Here is a 26,508-nt window from a genome sequence, read left to right as displayed (position 1 = left end):
CGTCGGCGCGCTACGTGCGTCGTGCGGGATGACAAACGTCATTGAACGGTCATAAGGAGACGAAACATGGCAGTCCGCGTCGGAATTAACGGTTTTGGCCGCATCGGCCGCAACGTCCTGCGGGCTATCGCGGAGTCGGGCCGCAAGGACATCGAGGTGGTCGGCATCAACGATCTCGGCCCGGTCGAGACCAACGCCCATCTGCTCCGCTTCGATTCCGTTCACGGCCGCTTCCCCGGCACTGTCACCGTCGATGGCGACTCGATCAACCTCGGCAGCGGCAAGATCAAGGTGACCGCCGAGCGCGATCCCTCGAAGCTGCCCTGGAAGGATCTCGGCGTCGACATCGCGCTGGAATGCACCGGCATCTTCACCGCGAAGGACAAGGCCGCCGCGCATCTCACCGCCGGCGCGAAGCGCGTGCTGGTCTCCGCGCCCGCCGACGGCGCCGATGCCACCATCGTCTACGGCGTCAATCACGACACGCTGACCAAGAATCACCTGGTCGTCTCCAACGGCTCCTGCACCACCAATTGTCTCGCGCCGGTCGCGAAGGTGCTGAACGACCTCGTCGGCATCGAGACCGGTTTCATGACGACGATCCACGCCTACACTGGCGACCAGCCGACGCTGGACACGCTGCACAAGGATCTCTACCGCGGCCGCGCCGCGGCGATGTCGATGATCCCGACCTCGACCGGTGCAGCCAAGGCGATCGGCCTCGTGCTCCCCGAACTCAAGGGCAAGCTCGATGGTGTCGCGATCCGCGTCCCGACCCCGAACGTCTCGGTCGTCGACCTCAAGATCGTCGCCAAGCGCGCCACTGACGCCAAGGAAGTCAACGCGGCGATGAAGCGCGCGTCCGAGCAGCAGCTCAAGGGCATTCTCGGCTACACCACCGCGCCGAACGTCTCGATCGACTTCAACCACGACCCGCACTCCTCCACGTTCCACGAGGACCAGACCAAGGTGCAGAACGGCACGCTGGTGCGCGTGATGTCCTGGTACGACAACGAGTGGGGCTTCTCGAACCGCATGGCGGACACCGCCGTTGCGATGAGCAAGGTGCTCTAATCGTCAAGGTCTCGTGTCCCGGACGCGGAGCAGCGCGCTTGCGCTGCTTCGCGGAGCCGGGACCCATCTCACCAGTGTAGGTCCCGGTTCAGCACAGCGGCACTTCGCGCCGCAGTGCGCCCGGGACAAGAGAGCCGAAGATGACCAAAACATTCCGCACCCTCGACGACGTCGACGTGAAGGGCAAGCGCGTGCTGCTGCGCGTCGATCTCAACGTGCCCATGGACAACGGGCGCGTCACCGACGCAACGAGGCTCGAGCGCGTCGCGCCGACCATCACCGAAATCTCGGACAAGGGCGGCAAGGTCATCCTGCTCGCACATTTCGGCCGGCCCAAGGGACGCGATCCCAAGGAGTCGCTCAAGCCCGTCACTGAAGCGCTGTCGAACGTCGTGAAGAAGCCCGTCGCCTTCGCCGATGACTGCATCGGCGAGCCCGCGGCCACGGCCGTGGCGGCGTTGAAGGATGGCGACATCCTGTGCCTGGAAAACACCCGCTTCCACAAGGAAGAGGAAAAGAACGATCCCGCGTTCGTCGCGGAGCTCGCCAAGCTCGGTGACATCTGGGTCAACGACGCGTTCTCGGCCGCGCACCGCGCCCACGCCTCGACCGAAGGCCTCGGCCACAAGCTGTCCGCCTATGCCGGCCGCACCATGCAGGCCGAGCTCGATGCGCTGGAGAAGGCGCTGGAAGCGCCGACCAAGCCCGTCATCGCGATCATCGGCGGCGCCAAGGTATCGACCAAGATCGACCTGCTCGAAAACCTCGTCAACAAGGTCGACGCGCTCGTCATCGGTGGCGGCATGGCCAACACCTTCCTGCACGCGCAGGGCGTCGCGATCGGCAAGTCGCTGGCCGAGAAGGATCTCGGCGCCACCGCGGTGCGCATCATGGAGAAGGCGGAGGCCGCGAACTGCGCCATCATCCTGCCGGTGGATGCCACCGTCGCCTATCATTTCGCCGCCAATGCGCCCTCGCATGCCTATGGGCTCGATGCGATCCCGGCCGACGGCATGATCCTCGACGTCGGCCCGCAGTCGATTGCACGCATCCATGCCGCGATCGACGATGCGGCAACGCTGGTCTGGAACGGCCCGCTCGGCGCTTTCGAACTGCAACCGTTCGATCGCGGCACGGTCGCTGCCGCGAGGCACGCCGCCGAGCGCACCAAGGCCAAGAAGCTGATCTCGATCGCGGGCGGCGGCGACACCGTCGCGGCCCTCAACCAGGCCGGCGTCGGCTCTGATTTCACCTATGTTTCAACCGCCGGTGGCGCATTTCTTGAATGGATGGAAGGCAAGCCCCTGCCCGGCGTCGAGGTTCTGCGCGTCAAGTAAGTCAAGTCGGCAAGTAGTTAGCGGCCCTGCAGGCCCAAACGGGAGAAAAAGACAGATGGCTCGGATCACGTTGCGTCAGTTGCTCGACCATGCGGCGGAGAACGATTACGGCGTACCGGCCTTCAATATCAACAACATGGAGCAGGCGCTGGCGATCATGGACGCGGCCAACCAGACCGACGCGCCCGTCATCATCCAGGCCTCGCGCGGCGCGCGCTCCTACGCCAACGACGTCATGCTCAAGCACATGATGGACGCGGTGACCGAGATCTATCCGCACATCCCGGTCTGCGTGCATCTCGACCACGGCAACGAGCCCGCCACCTGCATGACCGCGATCCAGGCCGGCTTCACCTCCGTCATGATGGACGGCTCGCTGAAGGCCGACGGCAAGACCCCCGGCGACTGGGGCTACAATGTCGGCGTCACCAAGACCGTGACCGACATGGCCCATCTCGGCGGCATCTCGGTCGAGGGTGAGCTCGGCGTGCTCGGCTCGCTCGAGACCGGCATGGGCGACAAGGAAGATGGCCACGGCGCCGAAGGCAAGCTGTCGCATGACCAGCTCCTGACCAATCCGGACGAGGCGGTGAAGTTCGTCCAGGAGACCAAGGTCGACGCGCTCGCGATCGCGATGGGCACTTCCCACGGCGCCTACAAGTTCACGCGCAAGCCGGACGGCGATATCCTCGCAATGAACGTGATCGAGGAGATCCACCGCAAGCTGCCGAACACGCATCTTGTGATGCATGGTTCGTCGTCGGTGCCGCAGGACCTCCAGGACATCATCAACGCGTATGGCGGCAAGATGAAGCCGACCTGGGGCGTGCCGGTGCCCGAGATCCAGCGCGGCATCAAGAACGGCGTGCGCAAGATCAACATCGACACCGACAACCGCATGGCGATGACCGGCCAGATCCGGAAGGTCCTCAAGGACCATCCGGAAGAGTTCGATCCCCGCAAGTATCTGAAGCCCGCGATGGAAGCGATGACCAAGCTGTGCAAGCAGCGGCTCCAGGAGTTCAATACCGCCGGTCAGGCCTCCAAGATCAAGAAGGTCCTGACCACCGCCGAGATGGCCAAGCGCTACGCCAAGGGCGAGCTGGACCCGAAGGTGGCGTAAGCCAGCTAACTCCCTCTCCTCGTCATCCCGGGGGCGCCGCGCAGCGGCGAGCCCGGAATCCATAATCACAGCCTGGGGTTATGGATTCCGGGCCTGCGCCTTTCGGCGCATCCCGGAATGACGCCGTTTGGCAACGTTACGATCCCTCCCCCCTTACCCTGCGACGAACGTTAACTCGGCAATTGCCCGAGAACGGTCTATTTTCACAGGCAAGGGCAGAATCGTTTTGGGAGGACCTCTCGATGAATCTGACTGAGCTCAACAGTACCGCGACCGCCATGGTCGCCCCCGGCAAGGGCATCCTCGCCGCCGACGAATCGTCCGGCACCATCAAGAAGCGCTTTGACGCGATCGGCGTGGAGTCGACCGAGGCCAACCGGCGCGACTATCGCGAGATGCTGTTTCGGTCGAAGGAGGCCATGAGCCAGTACATCTCCGGCGTGATTCTTTATGACGAGACGATCTGGCAGGACGCCAAGGACGGCATGCCGCTGATCAAGCTGATCGAGGAGAGCGGCGCCATCCCCGGCATCAAGGTCGACGAGGGCACGCAGGCCTTGCCGATGTGCCCGGGCGAGCTCGTCACGGTCGGGCTCGACAAGCTCGCCGAGCGCCTGAAGAAATACTACGAGCGCGGCGCACGTTTTGCCAAATGGCGCGCGGTGATCGACATCGGCAGCGGCATTCCCTCGATTACCGCGATCAGCGTCAACGCCCACGCGCTGGCGCGCTATGCCGCGCTGTGCCAGGCCGCGCAGATCGTGCCGATCGTCGAGCCGGAAGTGCTGATGGACGGTGGTCACGACATCGACCGCTGCTTTGATGTGACCCAGCGCGTTCTCAACAAGACCTTCCAGGAATTGCGCGTACAGCGCGTCGCGCTCGAGGGCATGGTGCTTAAGCCGAACATGGCGGTCGCCGGCAAGAAGTCGCCAAAGAAGGCGTCCGTCGAGGAAGTCGCGGAAAAGACGGTGCGGATGCTAAAGGCCTGCGTGCCGGCAGCGGTGCCCGGCATCGCCTTCCTCTCCGGCGGCCAGTCGGATGAAGAGGCAACCGCGCATCTCAACGCCATGCACAAGCTCGGCCCGCTGCCATGGGGCCTGACCTTCTCCTACGGCCGCGCGCTCCAGGCCGCGCCGCAGAAGGCCTGGTCGGGCAAGGCCGAGAACGTCGCGGCCGGCCAACGCGCATTCAGCCATCGCGCGCGGATGAATGGCCTTGCCGCCAAGGGCGAATGGGCGAGCAGCCTGGAAAAGAAGGCGGCCTAGACTTGTCGAACAAATCGCCTCCGCCGCGCCCGGCGCCGCGCCTCTATCTCGCGACGCCGCTCGTCGATGATCCCGCTTCACTCCTGGCCGAGTTGCCCGGGCTGCTCGCATCCGCCGACGTCGCAGCCGTGCTGGTGCGGCTGAAGGAGACCGACCAGCGCAGCATGATCTCGCGGATCAAGGCCTTGGCGCCGGTCGTGCAGAACACGGGCGCGGCGCTGCTCGTCGACGGCCATGCCGAGCTGGTCGCGCGCGGCGGCGCCGACGGCGCGCACCTCTCCGGCATCGCGGTGCTGGAAGAGGCGATGCCGTCGCTCAAACCCGATCGGATCGCCGGCGTCGGGGGGCTTGCAACACGGCACGATTCCATGAGTGCGGGCGAGTTGGGCGCGGACTACGTGCTGTTCGGCGAGCCGGACGCGGACGGCCAGCGGCCGTCATCCCAGGCTATCGCCGAACGGCTCGACTGGTGGGCCGAACTGTTCGAGCCGCCCTGCGTCGGCTTTGCCACGTCGTTCGCCGAAGCCCATGACTTCGCGGCGAGCGGAGCCGATTTCGTCCTGGTCGGCGATCTCATCTGGGGCGATCCGCGTGGACCCAAGGCCGCGCTGATCGAGGCCGACGCGGCGATCAAGAAGGCCTATACGGCTGCGCCCGCGAGCCAGGGGCACGGCTAGCGGCACACCATGAAGCTCCCACGCATCACCCTTCTGGTCACGTTGGCTCTGACGGCGCCCGCGGCCGCGCAGCTCCAGATCACTCCGCCGGCCGCGACGCCGAGCCCCTCGCCCGCAAAGCCGACGGAAAAGCCCAAGGAAAAACCGGCGACGAAGCCGCACATGATCACCAAGAAGAAGGAGGCGGCGCCTGCGCCAAAGCCGTCACCGTCGACCTCGCCGAGCCCGCCTCCGGCCGCCACCGTGATCCCCGCGCCCAAGACCGACAATTCAAATGTCGATCTGGTGTTCGGCGCCTATCAGCGCGGCCAGTACAAGACCGCCTTCGAGCTCGCCACCGCGCGCGCCCAGGCCGGCGATCCCAAGGCGATGACGATGCTGGGCGAGCTCTATTCCAACGCCATGGGCATCAAGCGCGACTACGCCAAGGCGGCGGAGTGGTACAAGCGCGCCTCCGATGCCGGCGACCGCGAGGCGATGCTCGCGCTCGCGATGATGCGCATCGCCGGCCGCGGCGGCCCGGTCGACAAGGGCGAGGCGGTCAAGCTGATGGCGTCCGCCGCCAAGCTCGGCGAGCCCAAGGCCGCCTATAATCTCGCGCTGCTTTATCTGGATGGACAGACCCTGCCGCAGGACGTCCAGCGCTCGGCCGAGCTGCTCCGCCAGGCGGCCGACGCCGGCCTTCCCGAGGCGCAATACGCGCTCGCGACCTTCTACAAGGAAGGCACCGGCGTGCCGAAGGACCCCGACAAGGCGGTGCGCCTGCTCCAGGCGGCCTCGCTCGCCGACAATGTCGATGCCGAGGTCGAATATGCCATTGCAATGTTCAACGGCACCGGCACGCCCAAGAACCAGCCGGCGGCTGTCGCATTACTCCGCAAGGCGGCGCGCCAGAACAGCGCCATCGCGCAAAACCGGCTGGCCTGGGTGCTGATCAACGGCATTGGTGCGCCGGTGGACAAGGTCGAGGGCTTCAAATGGCACCTCGTCGCAAAGACCGGCGGCAAGGGCGATCCGGAGCTCGACAAGCAACTGGGCGACTTGCCCGCCGACGACCGGGCCAAGGCGGAGGCCGCCGCCAAGAAATGGCTCGGGACCAAATGACTTGACGCAATGACTTGACGCAAAGCCCCTCGCAGGGCACCCAATTCCCTCAAATGGGCGCTGTTCCGCGCCGTCTCTCTCCCGATCAAGACCGGAACTCATGCTGTATTCCGCCACTATCAATGTCATGGTCAAGGCGGCGCGCCGCGCCGGCCGCAGCCTCAAGCGCGATCTCGGCGAGATCGAGCATCTCCAGGTCTCGCTGAAGGGGCCGGCGAATTTCGTCTCGCTCGCCGACAAGCGCGCCGAGGAGATCCTCTACCAGGATCTCGCCAAGGCGCGGCCCGGCTACGGCTTCATCGGCGAGGAAGGCGGCACGCGCGAGGGCACCGACAAAAGCCACACCTGGATCGTCGATCCCCTCGACGGCACCACCAACTTCCTGCACGGCATCCCACAGTTCGCGATCTCGATCGGGCTCGCGCGCGAGGGCACGGTCATCGCCGGCGTGATCTACAATCCCGCCAATGACGAACTCTACATCGCCGAGCGCGGCAAGGGCGCCTTCCTCAACGACCAGCGCCTGCGCGTCGCCGGCCGCCGCCAGCTCAACGAATGCGTGGTGGCCTGCGGCCTGCCCCATATCGGCCGCGGCGACCACGAGGAATTCCGCCGCGAGATGACCGCGATCCAGGACCGCGTCGCAGGGCTGCGCCGCTTCGGCGCCGCCTCGCTCGACCTCGCCTTCGTCGCCGCCGGTCGCCTCGATGGCTACTGGGAGCGCAACCTGCAATCCTGGGACATCGCCGCCGGCCAGATCATGGTGAGGGAAGCAGGCGGCACCGTGAGCGACATCGACACGCCCGGTGATCCGCTGACGACCGGGCACGTCGTATGCGGCAACGAGTTCGTGCACGGGGAGCTGGTGAAGATCTTGCGGAAGCGATAGCAGGAAGTGATACGCACGGCCGCAATTGTCGCCGTAGCCGTTTGGTCCGCTATGGCCCTCGCGCTCTTCCCCTGGCGCATCGAGCCACTGCTGCCGGCGCGCGGCGGCACTACTTGCTTTGCCGCGGACTACAGCCCTCCCGCCCCGTCGACCCTGCCGGTGCAGGCGGTGCCGCAGTGCCTCGAATGATAGCACCTCGGCCGACATGCATGAGGAGCTGGTGAAGACTTTAAGGCTTCTGACAAAGTAAGCGGGCACTTTCCCCACTCGTCATTCCGGGACGCGCCTCTTTGGCGCGGGCCCGGAATCCATTCATCCGCGTCGATGGTGGCGCCATGGATTCCGGGTTCGCGCTTCGCGCGCCCCGGAATGACTAAGGGGATTATCTTGGCCGCGCCGGCGCCGGCGGGCCGTAAACCTCAGCTTCCGTCTTCGCCGCCTCCGGCTCCAGGTCCCCCGCCAGCACGCGCTGCACGGAGACGAAGAACACCGGCACCATCAGCAGCGCGAGAATCACGACGGCGATCATGCCGCCCATCACGACGGTGCCGAGCGATTGCTGGCTGGCGCCGCCGGCGCCATGCGCGATCGCCATCGGCAGCACGCCGCAGATGAAGGCGAGGCCTGTCATCAGGATCGGGCGGAAGCGCAGGCGGCAGGCCTCGATGGTGGCTTCCAGCAGCGGCTTGCCTTCTTTGCGCAGATCCTTGGCGAACTCGATGATCAGGATCGCGTCCTTCGCAGCAAGGCCGATGATGGTGATCAGGCCGACGGTGAAGTAGACGTCGTTGGGCAGGCCGCGCAGCATCGCGGCGATCACCGCGCCGGTGACGCCGAGCGGCACGGTGAGCAGCACCGCGAGCGGAATGGTCCAGCTCTCGTAGAGGGCGGCAAGACACAGGAACACGACGAACACCGACAGCGCCAGCAGGAACGGCGCTTGCGAGCCCGACAGCTTCTCCTGGAGCGACTGTCCGGTCCATTCATAGCCGAAGCCGCGCGGCAGCCGGCCGGCAAGCTTCTCCATCTCGGCGATCGCATCGCCCGAGGTGAAGCCGGGCTTTGCCTCGCCCGAGATGCGCACGGCGGGATAGTAGTTGAAGCCGGCGATCTGGGTCGGACCGCGCGCCCATTCGACGGTGGCGAAGGAGGAGAACGGCACCAGCTGGCCGCGGCTGTTCTTGACGTTGTAGTTGAGGATGTCCTCGGTCTTCATGCGATCGCGGGCATCGGCCTGCACCACGACGCGCTGCATGCGGCCGCGATTCGGGAAGTCGTTGATGTAGTTCGATCCGAGATTGGTCGAAATCGTGTTGTTGATGTCCTCGAAGGTGACGCCGAAGGCGCCGGCCTTCTCGCGGTCGATCACGAGATTGACGACGCCCGCCTCGGGCAGGCCTTCGATGTACGCCTTCTGAAGCACCGGGCTCGCATTCGCCTCCGCGATCAACTGGTCGGCGGCGCGCATCAGCGCCGGATAGCCCTTCTGGCCGCGGTCCTGGAGGCGGAACGAGAAGCCCGAGGAGTTGCCGAGATTGTCGATCGGCGGCGGCTGCAGCGCGGAGATTTTTGCGTCACGGATTGAAGACGACAAATCGCGGTTGATGTCGGCGACGATCGCGGCCGCCGAATCCTTCGGTCCGCGTTCCGACCAGTCCTTCAGCGTGATGAAGGCCTGTGCGGTGTTCATGCCCTGGCCGGAGAAGCTGAAGCCGGTGAGGAAGGTGACGTCGTCGACGCCCGGCCGCTGTGCCAGATATTTCTCGACCTTCTCGATCACGGCCTCGGTGCGGGCATAGGACGAATCGGACGGCGTCTGCACGTCGGTGGTGACAAAGCCCTGGTCGTCGACCGGCAGGAAGCCGCCGGGCAGGTTGACGAAGGCCCAGGACAGGCCGGCGAGCAGCGCGACATAGACCAGCATCAACCGTCCCGTGCGCTTCAGCGAGAAGCCGACGGTGCGGGAGTAGCCTTCCTTGCCGCCTTCGAGCATGCGGTTGAACCAGCCGAACACGCCCTTCTTGGCGTGGCCGTGACCGGCGGCGACGGGCTTGAGCAGCGTCGCGCACAGCGCCGGCGTCAGCGACAGTGCGAGGAACGCCGAGAAGCCGATCGCGGCGACCATGGTGACGGAGAACTGGCGGTAGATGATGCCGACCGAGCCCGGGAAGAACGCCATCGGCACGAACACCGCCATCAGCACCAGCGTGATGCCGATGATGGCGCCGGTGATCTGCGACATCGCCTTGCGTGTCGCCTCCTTCGGCGGCAGGCCTTCCTCGGCCATGATGCGTTCGACGTTCTCGACCACGACGATGGCATCGTCGACGAGGATGCCGACCGCGAGCACCATGCCGAACATCGAGAGCATGTTGATGGAGTAGCCGGCGAGCAGCAGCGTGGTACAGGCGCCCAAGAGCGCCACCGGCACCACGATGGTCGGAATGATGGTGTAGCGGATGTTCTGAAGAAACAAAAACATCACCACGAACACCAGCACCACGGCTTCGACCAGCGTCGAGAGCACCTTCTTGATCGAGGCCTCGACCACGGGGGTGATGTTGTAGGGGATCTCGTAGGAGATGTTGGCCGGGAAGAAGCGCGACAGCTCCTTCATCTTCTCTTCGACTGCGCTGGCGGTCGCCAGCGCATTGCCGGTCGGTGACATCAGCACGGAGAGACCGGCGGTCGGCTTTCCGTTCAGGCGGGTGTTGAACTGGTAGCTGAGGCCGCCGACCTCGATCCGCGCGACGTCGCGCAGCCGCACGGTCGAACCGTCCAGATTGGCACGCAGGATGATGGAGCCGAATTCATCCGGCGAGGACAGCTGGCCCTTGACCAGCACCAGTGCGGAGGTGCGCTGGCTCCCCGTCGACGGCTCGGCGCCGATGCTGCCGGAGGCGACCTGCGCGTTCTGTGCGGCGATCGCCTTGTTGACGTCGTCGGCGGTGAGCCCATAGCCGACGAGCTTTGCCGGATCGACCCACACGCGAAGACTTCGCTCGGTCGAATAGAGCGTGGCCCGGCCGACGCCGGGAATGCGGCGGATCTCGCCGAGCACGTTGCGGATCATGAAGTCGCCGAGACCGACCTCATCCAGGCTGCCGTCGGTCGAGTTCAGCGTGATGATCTGGAGCACCGCGCTCGAGGCTTCCTCGATCAGGATGCCCTGCTGGATCACCGCGCGCGGCAGACGCGCTTCGACGCGCTTGATGCGGTTCTGCACCTCGACGGAGGCCGCGCTGGTATCGGTGCCCGGCACGAAATTGGCGATGATCTCGACCTGGCCGAGCGAGTCGCTGGTGGATTCGAAGTTGAGGATGCCGGAAGCGCCGTTGAGCTCCTCCTCGATCAGGCGCGTGACGCTGTTGTAGAGATTTTCGGGCGAGGCGCCGGGATAGCTGGTCGAGATCGAGATCGAGGGCGGCGCGATGATTGGATATTGCGCGATCGGCAGCAGCGGGACCGAGATCGCGCCGATCAGACAGATGAACAGCGCGACGACCCAGGCGAAGATCGGCCTGTCGATGAAGAAACTCGGCATGGCGTGTTACCGCGTGACCTGCTGAGCGTGCCGGTTGTCCGCGGTCGCATCCGCTTCCGACCAGGATTGCGGCTTGACCTTGTCGCCGGCCGCGAACTTCTGGAAGCCTTCGACCACGACCTTGTCGCCGGCCTTCAGGCCGTCGGTGACGAACCAGACGCCGTCCTGCACGGAGCCGGTGCGGACCGGCTGCACCGCGATGCGGTTGTCGTCCTTGACGACGAACACCTCGCTGCCGCCGCCACCATTGCGCTGGATCGCCTGCTGCGGCACCGCGATCGCGTCGGAGTCGAGGCCCTGGTCGATGCGGACGCGGACATACATGCCCGGCAATAGCTCGTGCTTGGGATTGCGGAACTCGCCGCGCAAGGTCACCTGCCCGGTATGGGTGTCGACCTTGGCGTCGGAGAACAGCAGCTTGCCATCGAGCGAATAGGTCGTGTTGTCGTCGAGCACGAGGCGCACCTTGGCGGCATCGGGCGCGATGCGCTCGAGGTCGCCGCTCTCGAAGGCGCGGCGGAGCTGGTTCAGCTCGGTCACCGACTGGGTGAAGTCGGCATAGATCGGATCGAGCTGCTGGACGGTGGCGAGATTGGTCTCGTTCTGGACCACAAGTGCGCCCTCGCTGACCAGCGCCGCGCCAACCACGCCATCGATCGGCGCGCGCACGGTCGCGTAGTCGAGATTGAGCTTGGCGCGCGCGAGCTCGGCCTTGCGGCCCTCGACCTCGGCATGCGCCTGCCGCTCGGCCGCGATCGCCTTCTCGTTCTCGGCTTCGGGAGCGGCGCGCTGGCTGGTCAGCGTGGCGATGCGGTGCGCCTGCTGCCGGGCCTGCGCCAGTGCGGCCTCGGCCTTGGCGAGCGCCGCTTCGTTGGCCATTACCTCGACCTCGAACGGACGCGGATCGATACGGTAGAGTGGATCTTCCGCCTTCACCTCGCTGCCCTGGCGGAACAGACGTTCGACCACGATGCCGGACACGCGCGGCCGCACCTCGGCGACGCGCGTCGGCGCGATCCGGCCGGGCAGTTCGCGCACCACGGCCCGCGGCTGCGGCTTGACGACGACGATGCTGACATCGGGATCGGCGGGTGGGGCGGCGGAGACGGCTGAGCTGGACTCGTCACAGCCCGCAAGCAGCGGCGCAAAGGCCGCGAGCATCATTGCAACGCATGCCGATCGCGCACGAAGTCCTGACATGGAGAAAAGTGCCCCGAAGCTTGTTGAAACTGAATCACGCTCCGCACGAAACCAATCAAAGCGATTCCGCACGGCTGACCGAGGTCAAAATAGAATGGAGTTGCTGCGACGCAACGCGTTGCGCGGGCGGCTCAATGTCACATGACCTATCGTGCTGAGTTCAGACCGCTTTTCGGGATTCACCGGATTGTGAGTCGAGTTCCATCATCGCGTGCTGCGACAGAACATCGCAATCAGTCGGTGGCCTTCATCCGGCATGCTCGACCGTCTGCCGCAGCGCCTCTTCCTCCGCCTCCTGCGAGGTGGTCGCACTGACTTGTAGCAGGACGACTATTTGCGGTTAGGACGAGAACCTGTGCGAAGAGGATGATAGGCACCTCGCAATGCTTGGATTGCGGGCATCCCTGTGCTCGGCGATCGGCCGCAGCATCATCCGGCCTGTGGAGGCAAGGGCGCTCCCCGGACCAACTAGGCTGACGGCTGCTGCGCAACCCGGGCAAACGCCATCAGAACCGCGAGCGAGAGCGCGATGACGGCCAGTCCCCCGAGATACGTCACCATGCAAAAAATCCGACTTGAGCCTGTGGAAGGTCGAAGTTTTACAAAATAGGTAAGCTTCAAAAGCCCGGTTTCAGCCTTAGGTTCCCTGTCCCGCGCCGAAATCGGTCCCTTCCCGCTTTTTTTGGGCTCGCGCTGTGCCATAGTGCGGGCCGCTCAGGCTTTCGTAACGGATGACATCGGCTATGCGCACGCCGTCAGGCACCTCGCCTCACATGGACATCGAACTCACCAAACTGTCGTCGCCCAGCGTGTTTCTCGTTCGGATGCTGGTCTTCCTTGTGCTCTGCACTCTGATCTCCGTGGTGCTCTACAAGCAGATAACGAATGCCTTTTTCTTCAATCCGGGCCTCAACGCGCTGATCGGAGCGGTCCTTCTCATCGGCATCATTCTCTCCTTCCGGCAGGTCATCCGGCTCTACCCCGAAGTGAGGTGGGTCAACGGCTTCCGGATTGCCGACCCGGGGCTGGTGCCGAGCGGCCATCCGCGGTTGCTGGCGCCGATGGCGGCGATCCTCGGCGGCGAGCGGAGCGGACGCATGACGATCACGCAGCAGACCATGCGCCATCTGCTGGACTCGATCGCGACCCGCCTCGACGAAGCCCGGGATATCTCCCGCTACCTGACGGGGCTGCTGGTCTTCCTCGGCCTGCTTGGCACCTTCTGGGGCCTGATCGAGACGGTCGGCTCGGTTGGCGCGATTATTGGCGGCCTGAAGGTCGGCGGCGATGCCGGCGCGCTGTTCGACACGCTGAAGGAAGGCCTCGCCGCCCCACTTGGCGGCATGGGCATCTCGTTCTCAAGCTCGCTGTTCGGCCTCGCCGGCTCGCTGATCCTCGGCTTTCTCGACCTGCAATCGAGCCAGGCGCAGAACCGCTTCTACACCGATCTCGAGGATTGGCTCGCCACCACCGTGCGCGAATACGGCCGCGGCGAGGTGACCGTCGCGGCCGGCGGCGGCGTTGCCAGCGGCGAGCTCCAGGCCGCCGTCGAGCGGCTCCGCTCCGTGCTGGAGGAAGGCAACGCCAGCCGCGGCACGACGGCGGCGATGGCAAGCCTTGCCGAGGCCATCCAGGCGCTGGTCTCACATATGCGGACCGAGCAGCAGATGATCCGCGAATGGGCCGACGGTCAGGGCGAGCAGAACCGCGAGATCCGGCGCCTGCTGGAACGCATCGCGCGCCAGCCGGAGAAGAGTTAGGCGCTCTCGCGCCCCGGACACGACGCAGCATGCAATGATGCGTCGCTGAGCCGGGGCCCGGCGTTACCCTGGATGTGAGTCCCGGCTCTGCGGAGCAGCGTTGCACGCTGCACCGCGTCCGGGACGCAAAAGTGGAGACCAACGACATGGCTCTAGCTCGCACCCGCCGCAGCGACGGCCCCTTCAACTACTGGCCCGGATTCGTCGACGCGCTGTCGACACTGGTGCTGTCGATCGTGTTCCTGCTGTCGGTGTTCCTGGTCGTGCAGTTCTTCCTGTCGCAGGAGGTCACCGGCAAGGACAAGGCGCTGGAGCTGCTCAACGCCAAGATCGCGCAGCTCAACGAGCTGCTGTCGCTGGAAAAGCTCGGCAAGCTCAGCCTCGACGACCAGGTGTCGCAACTGAAGGCAGGCCTCGCCTCGGCCGAATCCGAGCGCGACCGCATGAAGGGGCTCTATGAGGGGCTCGCCAGTGCCGGCAGTGACGCGCAAGGAAAGACCGCCGAGCTCAACAAGGCGCTGGATTCCGAGAAGGCGGTCTCAGCCCGGGCGCTCGCGCAGATCGAGGTGTTGAACCAGCAGATCAGCGCGCTGCGGCGCCAACTGGCGGCCTTGGAAGAAGCGCTCGACGCCTCGGAGAAGCGCGACAAGGAATCGCAGAGCCGGATCGCCGACCTTGGCGCGCGCCTCAACGTGGCGCTGGCGCAGCGCGTACAGGAATTGTCGCGCTACCGCTCGGAATTCTTCGGCCGCCTGCGCGCGATCCTCGGCAACCGTCCCGACATCCGCGTCGTCGGCGACCGCTTCGTGTTCCAGTCCGAAGTGTTCTTCGACACCGGGCAGGCGACCTTGCTGCCGGAGGGCCGCGCCGAGCTCGACACGGTGGCGAATGCACTGATCGAACTCGACAAGAAGATCCCGAGCGAGATCGCCTGGGTGCTGCGCGTCGACGGCCACACCGACGTGCGGCCGGTCACCGGACCGAACTTCAAGTCGAACTGGGACCTGTCGGCGGCCCGCGCGATCTCGGTGGTGCAATATCTGATCTCGCTCGGCGTGCCGGCCCAGCGCCTGGTCGCCGCCGGCTTCGGCGAATTCCAGCCGCTCGACCCCGGCAGCACCGAAGAGGCCTACAAGCGCAACCGCCGCATCGAGCTGAAGCTAACGGAGCGGTAGGGGTGTCTCTTAGGGCAGTCATTCCGGGGTGCTCGCGTCAGCGAGCGAACCCGGAATCTCGAGATTCCGGGTTCGCCCTTCGGGCGCCCCGGAATGACGGAGACCGACGATGACCGTCCTCCACCTCCACCCCTACCGCCCCGAGGACGAGGCCGCCGCGATCGACCTCTGGCATCGCACCTGGCAGAAGGCCTATCCGCAGATCGACTTCGCGGCGCGGCTGGAATGGTGGCGCGAGCGCTGGCGCAAGGACCTGGTGCCGAAAGCCTCGATCGTGGTCGCCGAAGAGGACGGCGCGCTGATCGGCTTCGTCACGATCGACGGCGAAGGCTATCTCGACCAGCTCGTGGTCGATCCCCAACACTGGGGCTCGGATGCGGCGCGGCTGCTGGTCGATGAGGCCAAGCGCCTGTCACCGACGGGGGTCACGCTGCTCGTCAACAAGGACAACACCCGCGCCATCCGCTTCTACGAGCGCAACGGCTTTGCTCATGCGGGCGACGACGTGAACCCGACCTCGGGCCGGCCGGTGCTGAGGATGGCGTGGAAGCCGTAGGCAGCCGCGCTAACCTCTCCCCGACGTCGTCCCGGCGAAGGCCGGGGCCCATACCGCGGAATCTATCGACTGCGGTCGGTCGCAGTACCGAACGACGAATCTTCGCCAAACCACGCCCTGTGGTTATGGGTCCTGACCTTCGCCGGGACGACATCGAGTGTGCGGTGACTTCTTTGCGCTCTGCAGATGCGACCGTCATTGCGAGCGCGGCGAAGCGCTGTGTCCACGGTGGGACTCTGGATTGCTTCGCTGCGCTCGCAATGACAGAAGCTTGAGGCACTTACGCCCCACCGCCGGCGGCTACCGCGCTTCTTTGCATGGGGTTGTTTTCGAGATTTTGGTTGGGAGTTGCCCACCGGCGTCTCTGGAATACCGGATCACCCGCTCAACACCGTGACTGGGGCTGCGGCTGGGACCCTTACGCCCCCTCGAACTGTAACCGCGCGAGCCGAGCATAAAGCCCGTTCGCCGCCACCAGCTCCGCATGCGTGCCCTGCTCGACGATCCTGCCCTGGTCCATCACCAGGATGCGGTCGCAGGAGAGCACGGTCGCGAGCCGGTGTGCGATCACCAGCGTGGTGCGGTGGCTCATCAGTTCCTCCAGCGCAGTCTGCACCAGCGTCTCGCTTTCGGCATCGAGCGCGGAGGTCGCTTCATCGAGCAGCAGCAGCGGCGCGTCACGCAGGATCGCACGCGCGATCGCGATGCGCTGGCGCTGGCCGCCGGACAGCGTCACGCCGCGCTCGCCGAGCGGCGTCTCGAAACCTTCGGGCAGGCGGCGGATGAATTCGGCGGCGTGCGCGAGCTCGGCGGCGCGCTCGACCTCGGCATCTGTCGCATCGGGCCGGCCGAAGCGGATGTTCTCGCGGGCGCTTGCCGCAAACACGTTCGACTCCTGCGGCACCAGCGCGATGCGCGCGCGGAAATCGCGCGGATCGGCTGCCTTGACCGGCACGCCGTCGAGCGAGATCGCGCCGCTGCGCGGATCGTAGAAGCGCAGCAGCAGATGAAAGATCGTGCTCTTGCCGGCGCCGGACGGGCCGACGATCGCAACCTTCTCGCCGGGGCGCACCGTGAACGACACGGCGTCGAGCACGTTGACTTCGGGCCGCGCCGGATAGGCGAAGCTGGCTTGATCGAAACCGACCTCGCCGCGTGCCGGCACCGGCAGTGCGCGCGGAGAAGCGGGCGCTGTGATCTCCGGCTTCACATGCAGGATCTCGAACAGGCGCTCGGCGGCGCCCGAGGCGGCCGAGACCTCGCCCCAGACCTCGCTGAGCTGGCCGAGGCCGGCGGCCGCGAAGGCGGCATAGAGCACGAACTGGCCGAGCCGGCCCGGCGTGATGGCGCCGGTCAGGACGTCATGCGAGCCGATCCAGAGGATCGCGACCACGCTTGCGAACACGATGAAGATGATGATGGCGGTGAGCACCGCGCGCGCCTGGGTCGAGGTGCGCGCGGCTTCATAGGCGTGCTCGACCTCGCCGCCGAAACGCTTCTCGGCGAGCCCCTCGCTGGTATAGGCCTGCACGGTGCGGATGGCGCCAACCAATTCGCCCGCATAGGCGGAGGCATCGGCGAGCGTATCCTGCGCGTTGCGCGACAGCCGCCGCACCCAGCGCCCGAAGGCGACCAGCGGCAGCACGATCAGGGGAATGGCGAGCAGCACGAAGCCGGAGAGACGCGGGCTCGTGATCACCATCATCGCCGCGGCGCCGAAGAACATCATCAGGTTGCGCAGTGCGATCGACACGGAGGCGCCGACCGCGGACTTGATCTGGGTGGTGTCGGCGGTGAGACGCGACACGAGTTCTCCGCTGCGCGCGGAATCGAAGAAGGCCGGCGAGAGCGAGAGCAGATGGGCGAAGACATCGCGCCGCAAGTCAGCGACGATGCGCTCGCCGATCGTCATCACGAGGTAGTAGCGCGCAGCGCTCGCCAGCGCGAGCACGGCGACGACCGCGATCATCACGGCGAAATAGCTGTTGATCAGCGCGATGCCTTCCGGCGTGAGGCCGAAATCGATCATCCGCCGCACCGCGACCGGCACCAGCAGCGTGGTCAGTGCGGCGATCGTCAAGGCGACGAAAGCAAGCGCCGCCCGGCCGCGATAGCGGCTCACATAGGGCGCGAGCGCCAGCAGCGGACGCAGCCGCGCACGGCCCTTGGCGGGCTGCTCGATCAGCTCGGCTTCGATCGACGGGGTCTCGGCAGGCACGGCTGCGCCCTCATCACGGTACCGATCGTCAAGCCGTTCCACTGCGCTCATGACATCCGACCCAAGGAGACAAGTTAACTCCAAATAGGCCGGTGCAGGGGGAGTGGCAAATCCGGGATGTCCCTTAAGTGACGGCCCGGTTCTGCTGTTCCGACAATGGCTTGTTTTAGGGGTCCCTGTGAGGTATAGAGCCGCCCAAATCCGTCATCGATAGTCACTCAAGCGAGAGGCGCCGGGCGCCGGCGAATTGCCATGAAAGCCGAAATTCATCCGAATTACCATACGATTACGGTCGTCATGACCGACGGAACCGAGTACCAGACCCGCTCCACCTGGGGCAAGGAAGGCGACAAGCTCCACCTCGATATCGACCCGAAGTCGCACCCGGCCTGGACCGGCGGCGCCCAGCAGATCATGGATCGCGGCGGCCGCGTCTCGCGCTTCCAGAAGAAGTTTTCGGGCTTTCTCAAAAAGGATTGATCCGGCCGCTCTGGCCGAGAACGAAAAACGCCCCTGGGAGACCAGGGGCGTTTTTGTTCTTGGGTCCGTCATTCCGGGGCGCGACGAAGTCGCGAGCCCGGAGTCCATAACCACGATCGCGAGCATGCCCGCGCCAAGAGGCGCGTCCCCGAATGACGGTTGTTGCTGAGAACTTACCGCTCGAACGCGGCCTTCAGCGCGTTGAGGTGCGGCACCAGCGGGTTGCCGATCGCGGTGCGATCGGTCGGCGGTGTGTGGATGGTGGTGTCGAGGCGGCGAACGCGCGCCTGGAGGCTCATCGAGCGATGGATCAGGTCCTGCAGCTGCGACGGCAGCTTCTCGATGGTGTCGGCGGGGCCGGGATCGGCGGCGCTGAGCTTGACCTTGGTCTTCTCGCGGTTGGCCTGGCTCAGCGTCATCTCGCCTTCCTTGACCGCGCGATGCAGGAGCAGCCATGAGGCGAGCTGCATCAGGCGGGTGGTGAGACGCATGCTCTCGGTCGCGTAGGTGAGGCTGACGGCACGATCGAGCGCCTTGGCCTCAGCGCGGCCGGCACCGTCGAGATAGGCGGCGGTCTCTTCGACGAGGTCCATGCCCTCCCGGAACAGGGCGCCGAACGCCGCAGAATTGGTGAATCGCTCGCTGAGTTGAACGAGAGCGCCGTCGGCCTGCAAACGTTCCATGATTAACGCCCCTTACGCAACTGTTACCGCCCGGCTTTGACGCCGGCTTATGATGAACAAATCATTGCGCGGGCGAGGCGCGGAGTCCAGCGGCAAGCGCCGATATGGTTTCCGCGGGTCAATCCTCGGAATGCAACCGCCACTAGACGCAAAACAAAAAAGAGCCGCCGGAGACCGGCGGCTTTGAAAGTTGATAACAGGGAGGCGTCAAACAGAGTGGACAGGAGCCACTCGGTGTCCAAACGAGGACAGTTCCAGTCATAAACCCGAAAGCTTAATCGACCGTAAACGAACGAATTTTTTGAGGGTTCGTTAGCCATGTCGGTCATTGGCCGAGCGAACTCGCGGCGCCGGTTCTTTAACGTCCTCCTCTCGTCATTCCGGGGCGCGACAAAGTCGCGAGCCCGGAATCCATTGCCACGAGCGGATGGAATGGCCCGGCTCTATCAGCCTGCCCCTCTCAAAGGTCTGTGGTTATGGATTCCGGGCTCGGCGCTGGCGCGCCGCCCCGGAATGACGCGGGAAAAGTTCGGCGTCGTGTTTGCCCCTCATGGTGAGGAGCGCACATCGCGCGCGTCTCGAACCATGAAAGGCCCCGCTCTCACCCGCGACCATCCTTCGAGACGACCGCTGCGCGGTCTCCCCAGGATGAGGACTATGGTATGGGGCCAGCCCCGTTCCGGCGTCGGGCGCTACGACTTGAAGAAGCTGTCCGCCGCATCGCGCGAGGCGCGCTTCTTGGTGGCGGCTTCCTCTAACCTCACGATCTCTGTCTTCAGCAGCGCGACGCGCTCCGTCAGCTCCTCCACCGACAACAGTGAGAGGTCCTGTCCGATCTCATGACTGACCTTCTTGCGAGGCTTGTCGTCGTCTTCCATCGGCATTGTCGTTCCTCCTGCTTTCGCGCGGCCAAACGAGGCTGAGACGGTTGCCAGCGTGGACCGCGCTAGCTAATCAATGGCCCTCATTCCATCTCGCACCCTTGCTCGAGGACAAATCATGGAAAAGCTGCCCGCGCAAATGACCGTGGTCGCCATCTCCAAACCCGGCGGTCCGGAGGTGCTGGTGCCGGAGCAACGGGCGCTGCCCCAGCCCGGTCCCGACGAGATCCTGATCAAGGTGCAGGCCGCGGGCGTCAACCGCCCCGACGTGGCACAGCGCTCCGGGTCCTACCCGCCGCCGCCCGGCGCCAGCGACCTGCCGGGGCTCGAGGTCGCCGGCGAAGTGGTGGCGGTCGGCAGCAACGCCAAGCGGCACAAGATCGGCGACAAGGTGATGTCGCTCGTCGCCGGCGGCGGCTATGCGCAGTACTGCATCGCCCAGGATGCCCAGGCCATGACGGCGCCGCCGGCGCTGTCGATCAAGGAAGCCGGCGCGCTGCCGGAAACCTTGATGACGGTCTGGCACAACGTGTTCGAGCGCGGCGGCCTGAAGGGCGGCGAGACGCTGCTGATCCATGGCGGCTCCTCGGGCATCGGCACCATGGCGATTCAGCTCGCCAAGGCGTTCGGGGCAAGGGTGATCGTCACCGTCGGCTCGCAGGACAAGATCGATGCCTGCCTCAAGCTCGGCGCGGACCGCGCCATCAACTACAAGACCGAGGATTTCGTCGCCGTCGTCAAGGCGGAGACCAGCAATGCCGGCGCCAACCTGATCCTCGACATGGTCGCCGGCGACTATGTCGACCGCAACTATGATGCCGCCGCGGTCGACGGCCGCATCGTGCAGATCGCAACCCTCAACGGCCCCAAGGTCAACGTCAACATCGCAAAGGTGATGGTCAAGCGCCTGACGCATACCGGCTCGACGCTGCGCCCCCGTAGTAATGCGGACAAGGCAGCGATGGTCGCCGCGATCGAGGCGAAGGTAATGCCCCTTCTGCGCGAAGGCCGCATCAAGCCGCTGATGGACAGCACTTTCCCGCTGGAAAAGGCTGCCGACGCGCACCGGCGGATGGAGACGAGCGCACATATTGGCAAAATTGTGTTGGAGGTCTAGTTCACTGGCCCACTAAGCAAGGTGGAAACCCTTTGATTTTCCTCGCTTTCGTGGCATCTATCGCGACGTGCCGAACCATCTCGTTCCGTTCGGAAAATGCCTTGCACTGAAGAGTTTCGTCGAACGCGGAGAACTGACCTTGCGTCTGATCAGGTGCCTCGCGCCCATAGCGCTGGGCTTCATGATTCTTGTCGCCGCGTCCCAAGCACGCGCGCTTGACGCCGTCAGCGTCCGCAGCGACGCGCCCGCGATTGACCTCACCGCCGTCCTCGAGCATCAGCGCAGCGATAGCGACCGCATCCAGGTCTCCACCGCGCCCGGCACCGACGGCATCGTCCGCCGCATCGAGGTGCGCGCCCGCGAAGGCGGTCAGAACTGGGTGGTGTTCGCGCTCGCCAACAACACTGACGACCAGCTCGACCGCCTGATCGTCGCTCCGCATTATCGCATCGTGTCGTCAGGCCTGCTGTGGCCTGACCTCGGCCTGTCGCGCATCGCGACCATCACGCCTTCGGTCGGTGACCGGCCCGAACGCCAGGAGAGCGCAACCGCGGACGTGTTCCGCATCACCCTCGATCCCGGCGCCGTCGTCACCTTCGTCGCCGAACTGCGAACCGACAAGCTGCCGCAGCTCTATCTGTGGGAGCCGGAGGCCTACAAGGACAAGGTCAACTCGTTCACGCTGTACCAGGGCATCGTGATCGGCATTTCGGGGCTCCTGGCTCTCGTTCTCACCATCCTGTTCGTGGTGAAGGGCAGCATGATGTTCCCGGCGGCCGCAGCGCTGGCCTGGGCGGTGCTGGTCTATATCGGCGTCGATTTCGGCTTCTGGGGCAAGGTGCTCGACATGTCGAACAACGCCGAGCGCATCTGGCGCGCGGCGGGCGAGGCGATCCTCGCGGCAACGCTGCTCGTGTTCCTGTTTGCCTATCTCAATTTGAGCCGCTGGCATGTGCGCTACTCGCACATCACGGTGGGCTGGCTCGCCTTCCTCGGCTCACTGGTCGCGCTCGCTTTGTTCGATCCGGCCGTCGCCTCCGGCATCGCGCGCATGTCGCTGGTGCTGATCGCCTTCGCCGGCTTTGCGCTGATCGTCTATCTCTCGACTCACGGCTTCGACCGCGCGGTGCTGCTGATCCCGACCTGGTTCCTGCTCGTGGTCTGGGTGGTCGCGGCCGGCATGACGGTCGCGGGTTCCGTCACCAACGACATCGTCGGCCCCGCGCTGCTCGGCGGCCTCGTGCTGATCGTGATGCTGATCGGATTTACGGTCATGCAGCATGCCTTTGCCGGCGGCGGCGCGACCACCGGCGTCGTCTCCGACATCGAGCGGCGGGCGCTCGCGCTCGCCGGCTCCGGCGACCTGATCTGGGACTGGGATGTCTCCGCCGACAAGGTTTTCACCAGTCCCGAGACCGAAGCCCTGCTCGGCCTGAAGCGCGGCACGCTGGAAGGGCCGGCCGCGTCCTGGCTCGAGGTGCTGCATCCGCTCGACCAGGACCGTTTCCGTGCCGCGCTCGACAGCGTGCTCGACCAGCGCCGCGGCCGCCTGGTGCAGGACTTCCGCCTGCGCACGCCGGACGGTCATTTCATGTGGTTCGCCCTGAAGGCGCGCCCCGTGGTCGGATCGGACGGCGAAGTGTCGCGCGTGGTCGGCACCCTCACCGACGTCACGGAGCTGCGCAACGCCGAGGAGCGCCTGCTGCACGACTCCGTCCATGACAATCTGACCGGCCTGCCCAACCGAAAACTGTTCATGGACCGGCTCGGCGCAGTCGCCAATTTCGCCAAGACCATGCCGGCGCTGCGGCCGACGCTGATGGTGATCGACCTCGACCGCTTCAAGCAGGTCAACGATTCCGTCGGCATCGCGGTCGGCGATTCCATCCTGCTGACGCTCGCCCGCCGCCTCACCCGCATCCTGAAGCCGCAGGATACGCTGGCGCGGCTTGCCGGCGACCAGTTCGGCCTGATCCTGCTCTCGGAGCAGGACCCCGCCCGCATCACCGCCTTCGCCGAGACCATCCGCAAGACGATCCGCGCGCCGATCGCCTTCAACGACCGCGAGATATTCCTGACCGCTTCGATCGGCCTCGCGCTTTCTGATCCCCAGACCCAGCTCACGGATGAGATCATCAAGGACGCCGAGCTGGCGATGTATCATTCCAAGCGCATCGGCGGCGACCGCATCGACGTCTACAAGCCGGCGATGCGCGCCCGCAAGACCGACCGGCTGACGCTGGAAAGCGAGCTGCGCCGCGCCATCGAGCGCCAGGAGATCACGATCCTCTACCAGCCGATCGTGCGGCTGGAGGACCGTTCGATCGCGGGCTTCGAGGCGCTGTCGCGCTGGGACCATCCCAAGCTCGGGCGCATGTCGCCCTCGGAGTTCATCTCCATCGCGGAAGAGACCGGCCTGATCGTCGACCTCGGCATGTTCGTGCTCGACCAGACCGCAAAGCAGCTTTCGGTCTGGCAGCGAGCGATGCGCTCGCGCGATCCGATCTTCGCCAGCGTCAATGTCTCCTCGCGGCAACTGCTGCGCCACGATCTCATCCACGACATCCGCACCGTACTGTCGCGCTCCTCGGTCGCGCGCGGCACGCTCAAGTTGGAATTGACGGAATCGCTGGTGATGGAGAATCCGGAGCACGCGGCGCAGATGCTGACGCGGATCCGCGAGCTCGGCACCGGTCTCTCGCTCGACGATTTCGGCACCGGTCACTCCTCGCTCGCCTATCTCCAGCGCTTCCCGTTCGACACCATCAAGATCGACCAGTCATTCGTGCGCACCACCAGCCGCGGCACGCGCCCGGTGATCCTGAAGTCGATCATCGCGCTCGCGCACGATCTCGGCATGGACGTGGTGGCGGAAGGCGCCGAGACCGATTCGGACGCCGTCGAGCTCTACCAGATGGGCTGCGAATACGCGCAGGGTTTTGCGTTCGGCGAGCCGATGGACGCCGACGCCGCGATGCGCCTGCTCACCGAAGTGCGGCTGGAAGCGGCGAGCTAACTACATCCGTCGTCCGGACAGCGCACCGCGCTGTCCGGAGCGCTCGATACCGATGAGATTATCGTCATTCCGGGGCGCCTCGAAGAGGCGAACCCGGAATCTCGAGATTCCGGGTTCGATGCCTCGCATCGCCCCGGAATGACGACCGCGACGATCGATATCTCGCCGTTTAGCCTTACCGCCGCTCGCTCTTCTGCTTCCTGAACCGCACGCTCTGGCCGTCAGGCATCCGCGTCGCGACGAAGCCTGCGGCAAGGCAGGCCTCGCGCTGCGGCATCTGGATGTCGGGGCTGCGCAGGCTGTCCCACCATGAGGCTCGCTGCGCGGCGCGCGGCAGGGCGGCGCCGATGATTTCCTCGATCTCTTCAAAGCTCAGCACGAATTCCGTCTGCTTCTGCCGCATCAGATAATCGCGCAACGCGTCGTAGTCGTTCACCGCCGTCCTCACCTCACTGGTCCGAAGCCCTGCGCAAAAACGTCAGCTGCGGAAACCAATTCTTAACTCATTGCGCCACCGCCGTCGCGGCTTAAACACTACTCAAGAATTCGAGCGCATCCACTACTGTCGGGAGCAAGCGATGCTGTCTGGGTGGCGCGAAGTCATGGCCCGCCGGCCGTGGCGGATTTCGGCGAAGCTGCTGATCGTCTCGTCCGTGGTGACGGTGATCGGCTTTTCCGCCATTTGTGTGAACGTGATGCTGGACATGCGTCGCGGCGAGGAGGCGCTCGCGCGCCAGACGCTGGAAAACCTGGCCACGACCATCGAAGCCGACATCAGCCGCAACATCGAGATCTACGACCTGTCGCTGAAGGCAGTCACCAGCAACATGCTGCTGCCCGAGATCGGCACCGTCTCGAAGCCGATCCGCCAGCTCATCCTGTTCGACCATGCCACCACGGCGAGGCATTTCGGCGCCATCCAGGTGTTCGATACCGACGGCAAGCTGATCATCGACGCCTCCACGCTCGATCCCCTGCCGGAGAACCGCGGCGACGAAGACTATTTCAGGGTCCATCGCGACGATCCCGGCGCTGGTCTGTTCATCAGCCGGCCGATGCTGTTTCGCGGCGCCTATTCGATCGTGCTGAGCCGGCGCATCAGCGATACCGATGGCGGGTTCATGGGAGTCGTCGCCGGCTCGATCCGCTTCAGCTACTTCCACGAGCTGTTCGAGCGGCTGAGCCTCGACCCCGAGGACACCATCACCGTTCTCAAGCGCGACCGCACCATCATGATGCGGCGGCCATTCGATCTCGACGTGATCGGCAAGAATCTCTCCGAGCGTCGGGACTGGAAGGCCGACAATCTGAAGGCCGGCGGCTCATTCGCCGGACAGGGGCCGATCGACGAAACACCGCGCCTTTACGTCCGCAGCGGCGGGACCAATCCGCTGTTCGTGGTGACCGGAAAACCGCTCAACATCGTCTTTGCGCTGTGGCGCACGGAGGCGCTGCGCATCGGCGCGGTGGTGCTGGTGCTCGCGCTGGGATCGACCATCGTGCTCGCCCGCGAGATCGGCCGGCGCGCCGAGGCCGAGCGCAAGCTCGAGGAGATGGCAACGACGGACGCGCTAACGGGCCTGCGCAACCGGCGCAAGTTCGATCACGTGATCGATCAGGAATGGCGGCGCGCGATGCGCCAGAAGACACCGGTCGCGCTGCTGATGATCGATGCCGATCACTTCAAGGCCTACAACGACACGTTCGGCCATCAGGCCGGCGACCAGGTGCTGGTCGGCATCGCGATCTGCATTTCCGACTCGGTGCGCCGCGCCGGCGACTGCGCCGCGCGCTATGGCGGCGAGGAATTCGCCGTGCTGCTGCAGAACACCTCGGCCACCGACGCGTTCAAGGTTGCCGAGATGATCCGCGGCAAGGTGCAGGGCTGGTCCGATGACCAGGCGGCGTCGACGGTGTCCTGCGGCGTTGCGAGCCTCGTTCCCACCGCCGGGGTGGACTGGTCCGTGCTGGTGACCGCCGCCGACAAGGCGCTCTACGCAGCCAAGGCCGGCGGCCGCAACCAATCCGTGGTCGCGAGCATTCCGAAGCTGTCGCTGGTGGCCTAAGCCGTCCCGCAGCCATTAGTTAGAGCGGAGCAATCCACCAAACCTTCGGTGTCGTCCCGGCGAAAGCCGGGACCCATACCGCGGAATCCATCGATTGCAGACGATAGTAGTACCGAACAAAGAGTCTTCGCCAAACTACTCCCTGTGGTTGATGGTGTGGACGGCCCCCTACGGCATCAGTGTGCCAGAATGAGGTTGTCGAAATCTCAGACAAGGGAGCCGTCCGTGAGCCAGATTATCCGCATTGGGATGGATACGTCGAAGTATATTTTTCAATTGCATGGGGTTGATGCATCGGAATCGGTCGTGCTTCGCAAGCGGCTGAGCCGCAAGGCGATGC

The 26,508-nt window shown here is 65.3% G+C and carries 20 protein-coding genes and 1 pseudogene; 15 read left to right on the top strand and 6 right to left on the bottom strand.

The features are described 5' to 3' along the window. The first annotated feature begins 66 nt into the window (after positions 1–66). From gap to AYJ54_RS19190, 7 genes are all read left to right on the top strand, one after another. Positions 67–1,074, top strand: a complete 1,008-nt coding sequence (gene gap / locus AYJ54_RS19220; RefSeq protein ID WP_063701110.1) for a type I glyceraldehyde-3-phosphate dehydrogenase — start codon at positions 67–69, stop codon at positions 1,072–1,074. A gap of 140 nt (positions 1,075–1,214) precedes the next feature. Beyond that, positions 1,215–2,411 (top strand): phosphoglycerate kinase, encoded by a 1,197-nt coding sequence (locus tag AYJ54_RS19215; RefSeq protein WP_063701109.1) that lies wholly within the window; start codon positions 1,215–1,217, stop codon positions 2,409–2,411. Positions 2,412–2,466: 55 nt separating this feature from the next. Continuing rightward, on the top strand, positions 2,467–3,534 hold the full coding sequence (gene fba / locus AYJ54_RS19210) for a class II fructose-bisphosphate aldolase (RefSeq protein WP_063701107.1): 1,068 nt from the start codon (positions 2,467–2,469) through the stop codon (positions 3,532–3,534). Positions 3,535–3,776: 242 nt separating this feature from the next. Then, positions 3,777–4,802: a class I fructose-bisphosphate aldolase gene (locus AYJ54_RS19205; RefSeq protein ID WP_063701105.1), complete on the top strand. Its 1,026-nt coding sequence runs from the start codon at positions 3,777–3,779 to the stop codon at positions 4,800–4,802. Between the two features lie 2 nt (positions 4,803–4,804). Then, on the top strand, positions 4,805–5,479 hold the full coding sequence (locus AYJ54_RS19200; RefSeq protein ID WP_063701103.1) for a thiamine phosphate synthase: 675 nt from the start codon (positions 4,805–4,807) through the stop codon (positions 5,477–5,479). A 9-nt stretch (positions 5,480–5,488) separates the two neighbouring features. Further along, positions 5,489–6,583, top strand: a complete 1,095-nt coding sequence (locus AYJ54_RS19195) for a tetratricopeptide repeat protein (RefSeq protein WP_063701101.1) — start codon at positions 5,489–5,491, stop codon at positions 6,581–6,583. A gap of 100 nt (positions 6,584–6,683) precedes the next feature. After that, positions 6,684–7,472 (top strand): inositol monophosphatase family protein, encoded by a 789-nt coding sequence (locus AYJ54_RS19190; RefSeq protein WP_063701099.1) that lies wholly within the window; start codon positions 6,684–6,686, stop codon positions 7,470–7,472. Positions 7,473–7,854: 382 nt separating this feature from the next. On the opposite strand, the gene AYJ54_RS19185 is transcribed toward AYJ54_RS19190, so the two are convergent. Together AYJ54_RS19185 and AYJ54_RS19180 are read right to left on the bottom strand one after the other, a co-directional pair. Next, positions 7,855–11,016 (bottom strand): multidrug efflux RND transporter permease subunit, encoded by a 3,162-nt coding sequence (locus AYJ54_RS19185; protein WP_063701097.1) that lies wholly within the window; start codon positions 11,014–11,016, stop codon positions 7,855–7,857. 6 nt (positions 11,017–11,022) lie between these two features. Next, positions 11,023–12,216, bottom strand: coding sequence for an efflux RND transporter periplasmic adaptor subunit (locus AYJ54_RS19180; RefSeq protein WP_136623803.1), 1,194 nt, complete (start codon positions 12,214–12,216; stop codon positions 11,023–11,025). Between the two features lie 743 nt (positions 12,217–12,959). Here AYJ54_RS19180 and AYJ54_RS19175 point away from each other — a divergent pair. The 3 genes from AYJ54_RS19175 (at position 12,960) to AYJ54_RS19165 (ending at position 15,707) form a co-directional block, all read left to right on the top strand. Then, positions 12,960–13,976 carry a flagellar motor protein MotA gene (locus AYJ54_RS19175; RefSeq protein ID WP_082905745.1) on the top strand — a complete coding sequence of 339 codons (1,017 nt, stop codon included), beginning with the start codon at positions 12,960–12,962 and terminating at the stop codon, positions 13,974–13,976. A gap of 146 nt (positions 13,977–14,122) precedes the next feature. Beyond that, on the top strand, positions 14,123–15,151 hold the full coding sequence (locus AYJ54_RS19170) for a peptidoglycan -binding protein (protein WP_063701453.1): 1,029 nt from the start codon (positions 14,123–14,125) through the stop codon (positions 15,149–15,151). A gap of 109 nt (positions 15,152–15,260) precedes the next feature. Continuing rightward, positions 15,261–15,707 carry a GNAT family N-acetyltransferase gene (locus AYJ54_RS19165; protein WP_063701092.1) on the top strand — a complete coding sequence of 149 codons (447 nt, stop codon included), beginning with the start codon at positions 15,261–15,263 and terminating at the stop codon, positions 15,705–15,707. A 418-nt stretch (positions 15,708–16,125) separates the two neighbouring features. On the opposite strand, the gene AYJ54_RS19160 is transcribed toward AYJ54_RS19165, so the two are convergent. Next, positions 16,126–17,976 carry an ABC transporter ATP-binding protein/permease gene (locus tag AYJ54_RS19160; protein ID WP_063701090.1) on the bottom strand — a complete coding sequence of 617 codons (1,851 nt, stop codon included), beginning with the start codon at positions 17,974–17,976 and terminating at the stop codon, positions 16,126–16,128. A gap of 201 nt (positions 17,977–18,177) precedes the next feature. Between AYJ54_RS19160 and rpmE the strand changes: the two genes are divergently transcribed. Continuing rightward, positions 18,178–18,405, top strand: coding sequence for a 50S ribosomal protein L31 (gene rpmE / locus AYJ54_RS19155; protein ID WP_063701089.1), 228 nt, complete (start codon positions 18,178–18,180; stop codon positions 18,403–18,405). A gap of 173 nt (positions 18,406–18,578) precedes the next feature. Here the strand turns inward: rpmE and rcdA are convergent, their stop codons facing one another. After that, positions 18,579–19,088, bottom strand: coding sequence for a protease adaptor protein RcdA (gene rcdA / locus AYJ54_RS19150; protein ID WP_063701087.1), 510 nt, complete (start codon positions 19,086–19,088; stop codon positions 18,579–18,581). A 692-nt stretch (positions 19,089–19,780) separates the two neighbouring features. Then, positions 19,781–19,972, bottom strand: coding sequence for a DUF1192 domain-containing protein (locus tag AYJ54_RS19145; RefSeq protein ID WP_063701085.1), 192 nt, complete (start codon positions 19,970–19,972; stop codon positions 19,781–19,783). A gap of 115 nt (positions 19,973–20,087) precedes the next feature. On the opposite strand from AYJ54_RS19145, the gene AYJ54_RS19140 reads away from it, so the two are divergent. Continuing rightward, entirely contained in the window at positions 20,088–21,086 is a 999-nt protein-coding gene (locus AYJ54_RS19140) for an NAD(P)H-quinone oxidoreductase (RefSeq protein ID WP_063701084.1), read from the top strand. 139 nt (positions 21,087–21,225) lie between these two features. After that, positions 21,226–24,102: an EAL domain-containing protein gene (locus AYJ54_RS19135; RefSeq protein WP_063701451.1), complete on the top strand. Its 2,877-nt coding sequence runs from the start codon at positions 21,226–21,228 to the stop codon at positions 24,100–24,102. Positions 24,103–24,277: 175 nt separating this feature from the next. On the opposite strand, the gene AYJ54_RS19130 is transcribed toward AYJ54_RS19135, so the two are convergent. After that, complete coding sequence (locus AYJ54_RS19130) at positions 24,278–24,538, bottom strand: DUF7662 domain-containing protein (protein ID WP_063701082.1); 261 nt, start codon at positions 24,536–24,538, stop codon at positions 24,278–24,280. 142 nt (positions 24,539–24,680) lie between these two features. Here AYJ54_RS19130 and AYJ54_RS19125 point away from each other — a divergent pair, with 142 nt between their 5' ends. Continuing rightward, complete coding sequence (locus AYJ54_RS19125; protein WP_063701081.1) at positions 24,681–26,168, top strand: sensor domain-containing diguanylate cyclase; 1,488 nt, start codon at positions 24,681–24,683, stop codon at positions 26,166–26,168. A 225-nt stretch (positions 26,169–26,393) separates the two neighbouring features. After that, a pseudogene (locus tag AYJ54_RS52500) lies at positions 26,394–26,508 on the top strand (IS110 family transposase); the annotation flags it as partial.

It is taken from the genome of Bradyrhizobium centrolobii, assembly GCF_001641635.1.
GTDB classification, from domain to species: Bacteria; Pseudomonadota; Alphaproteobacteria; order Rhizobiales; family Xanthobacteraceae; genus Bradyrhizobium; species Bradyrhizobium centrolobii.
Note: the sequence above shows the minus strand (reverse complement) of the source record. Positions and strands in the feature narration are given on the sequence as shown.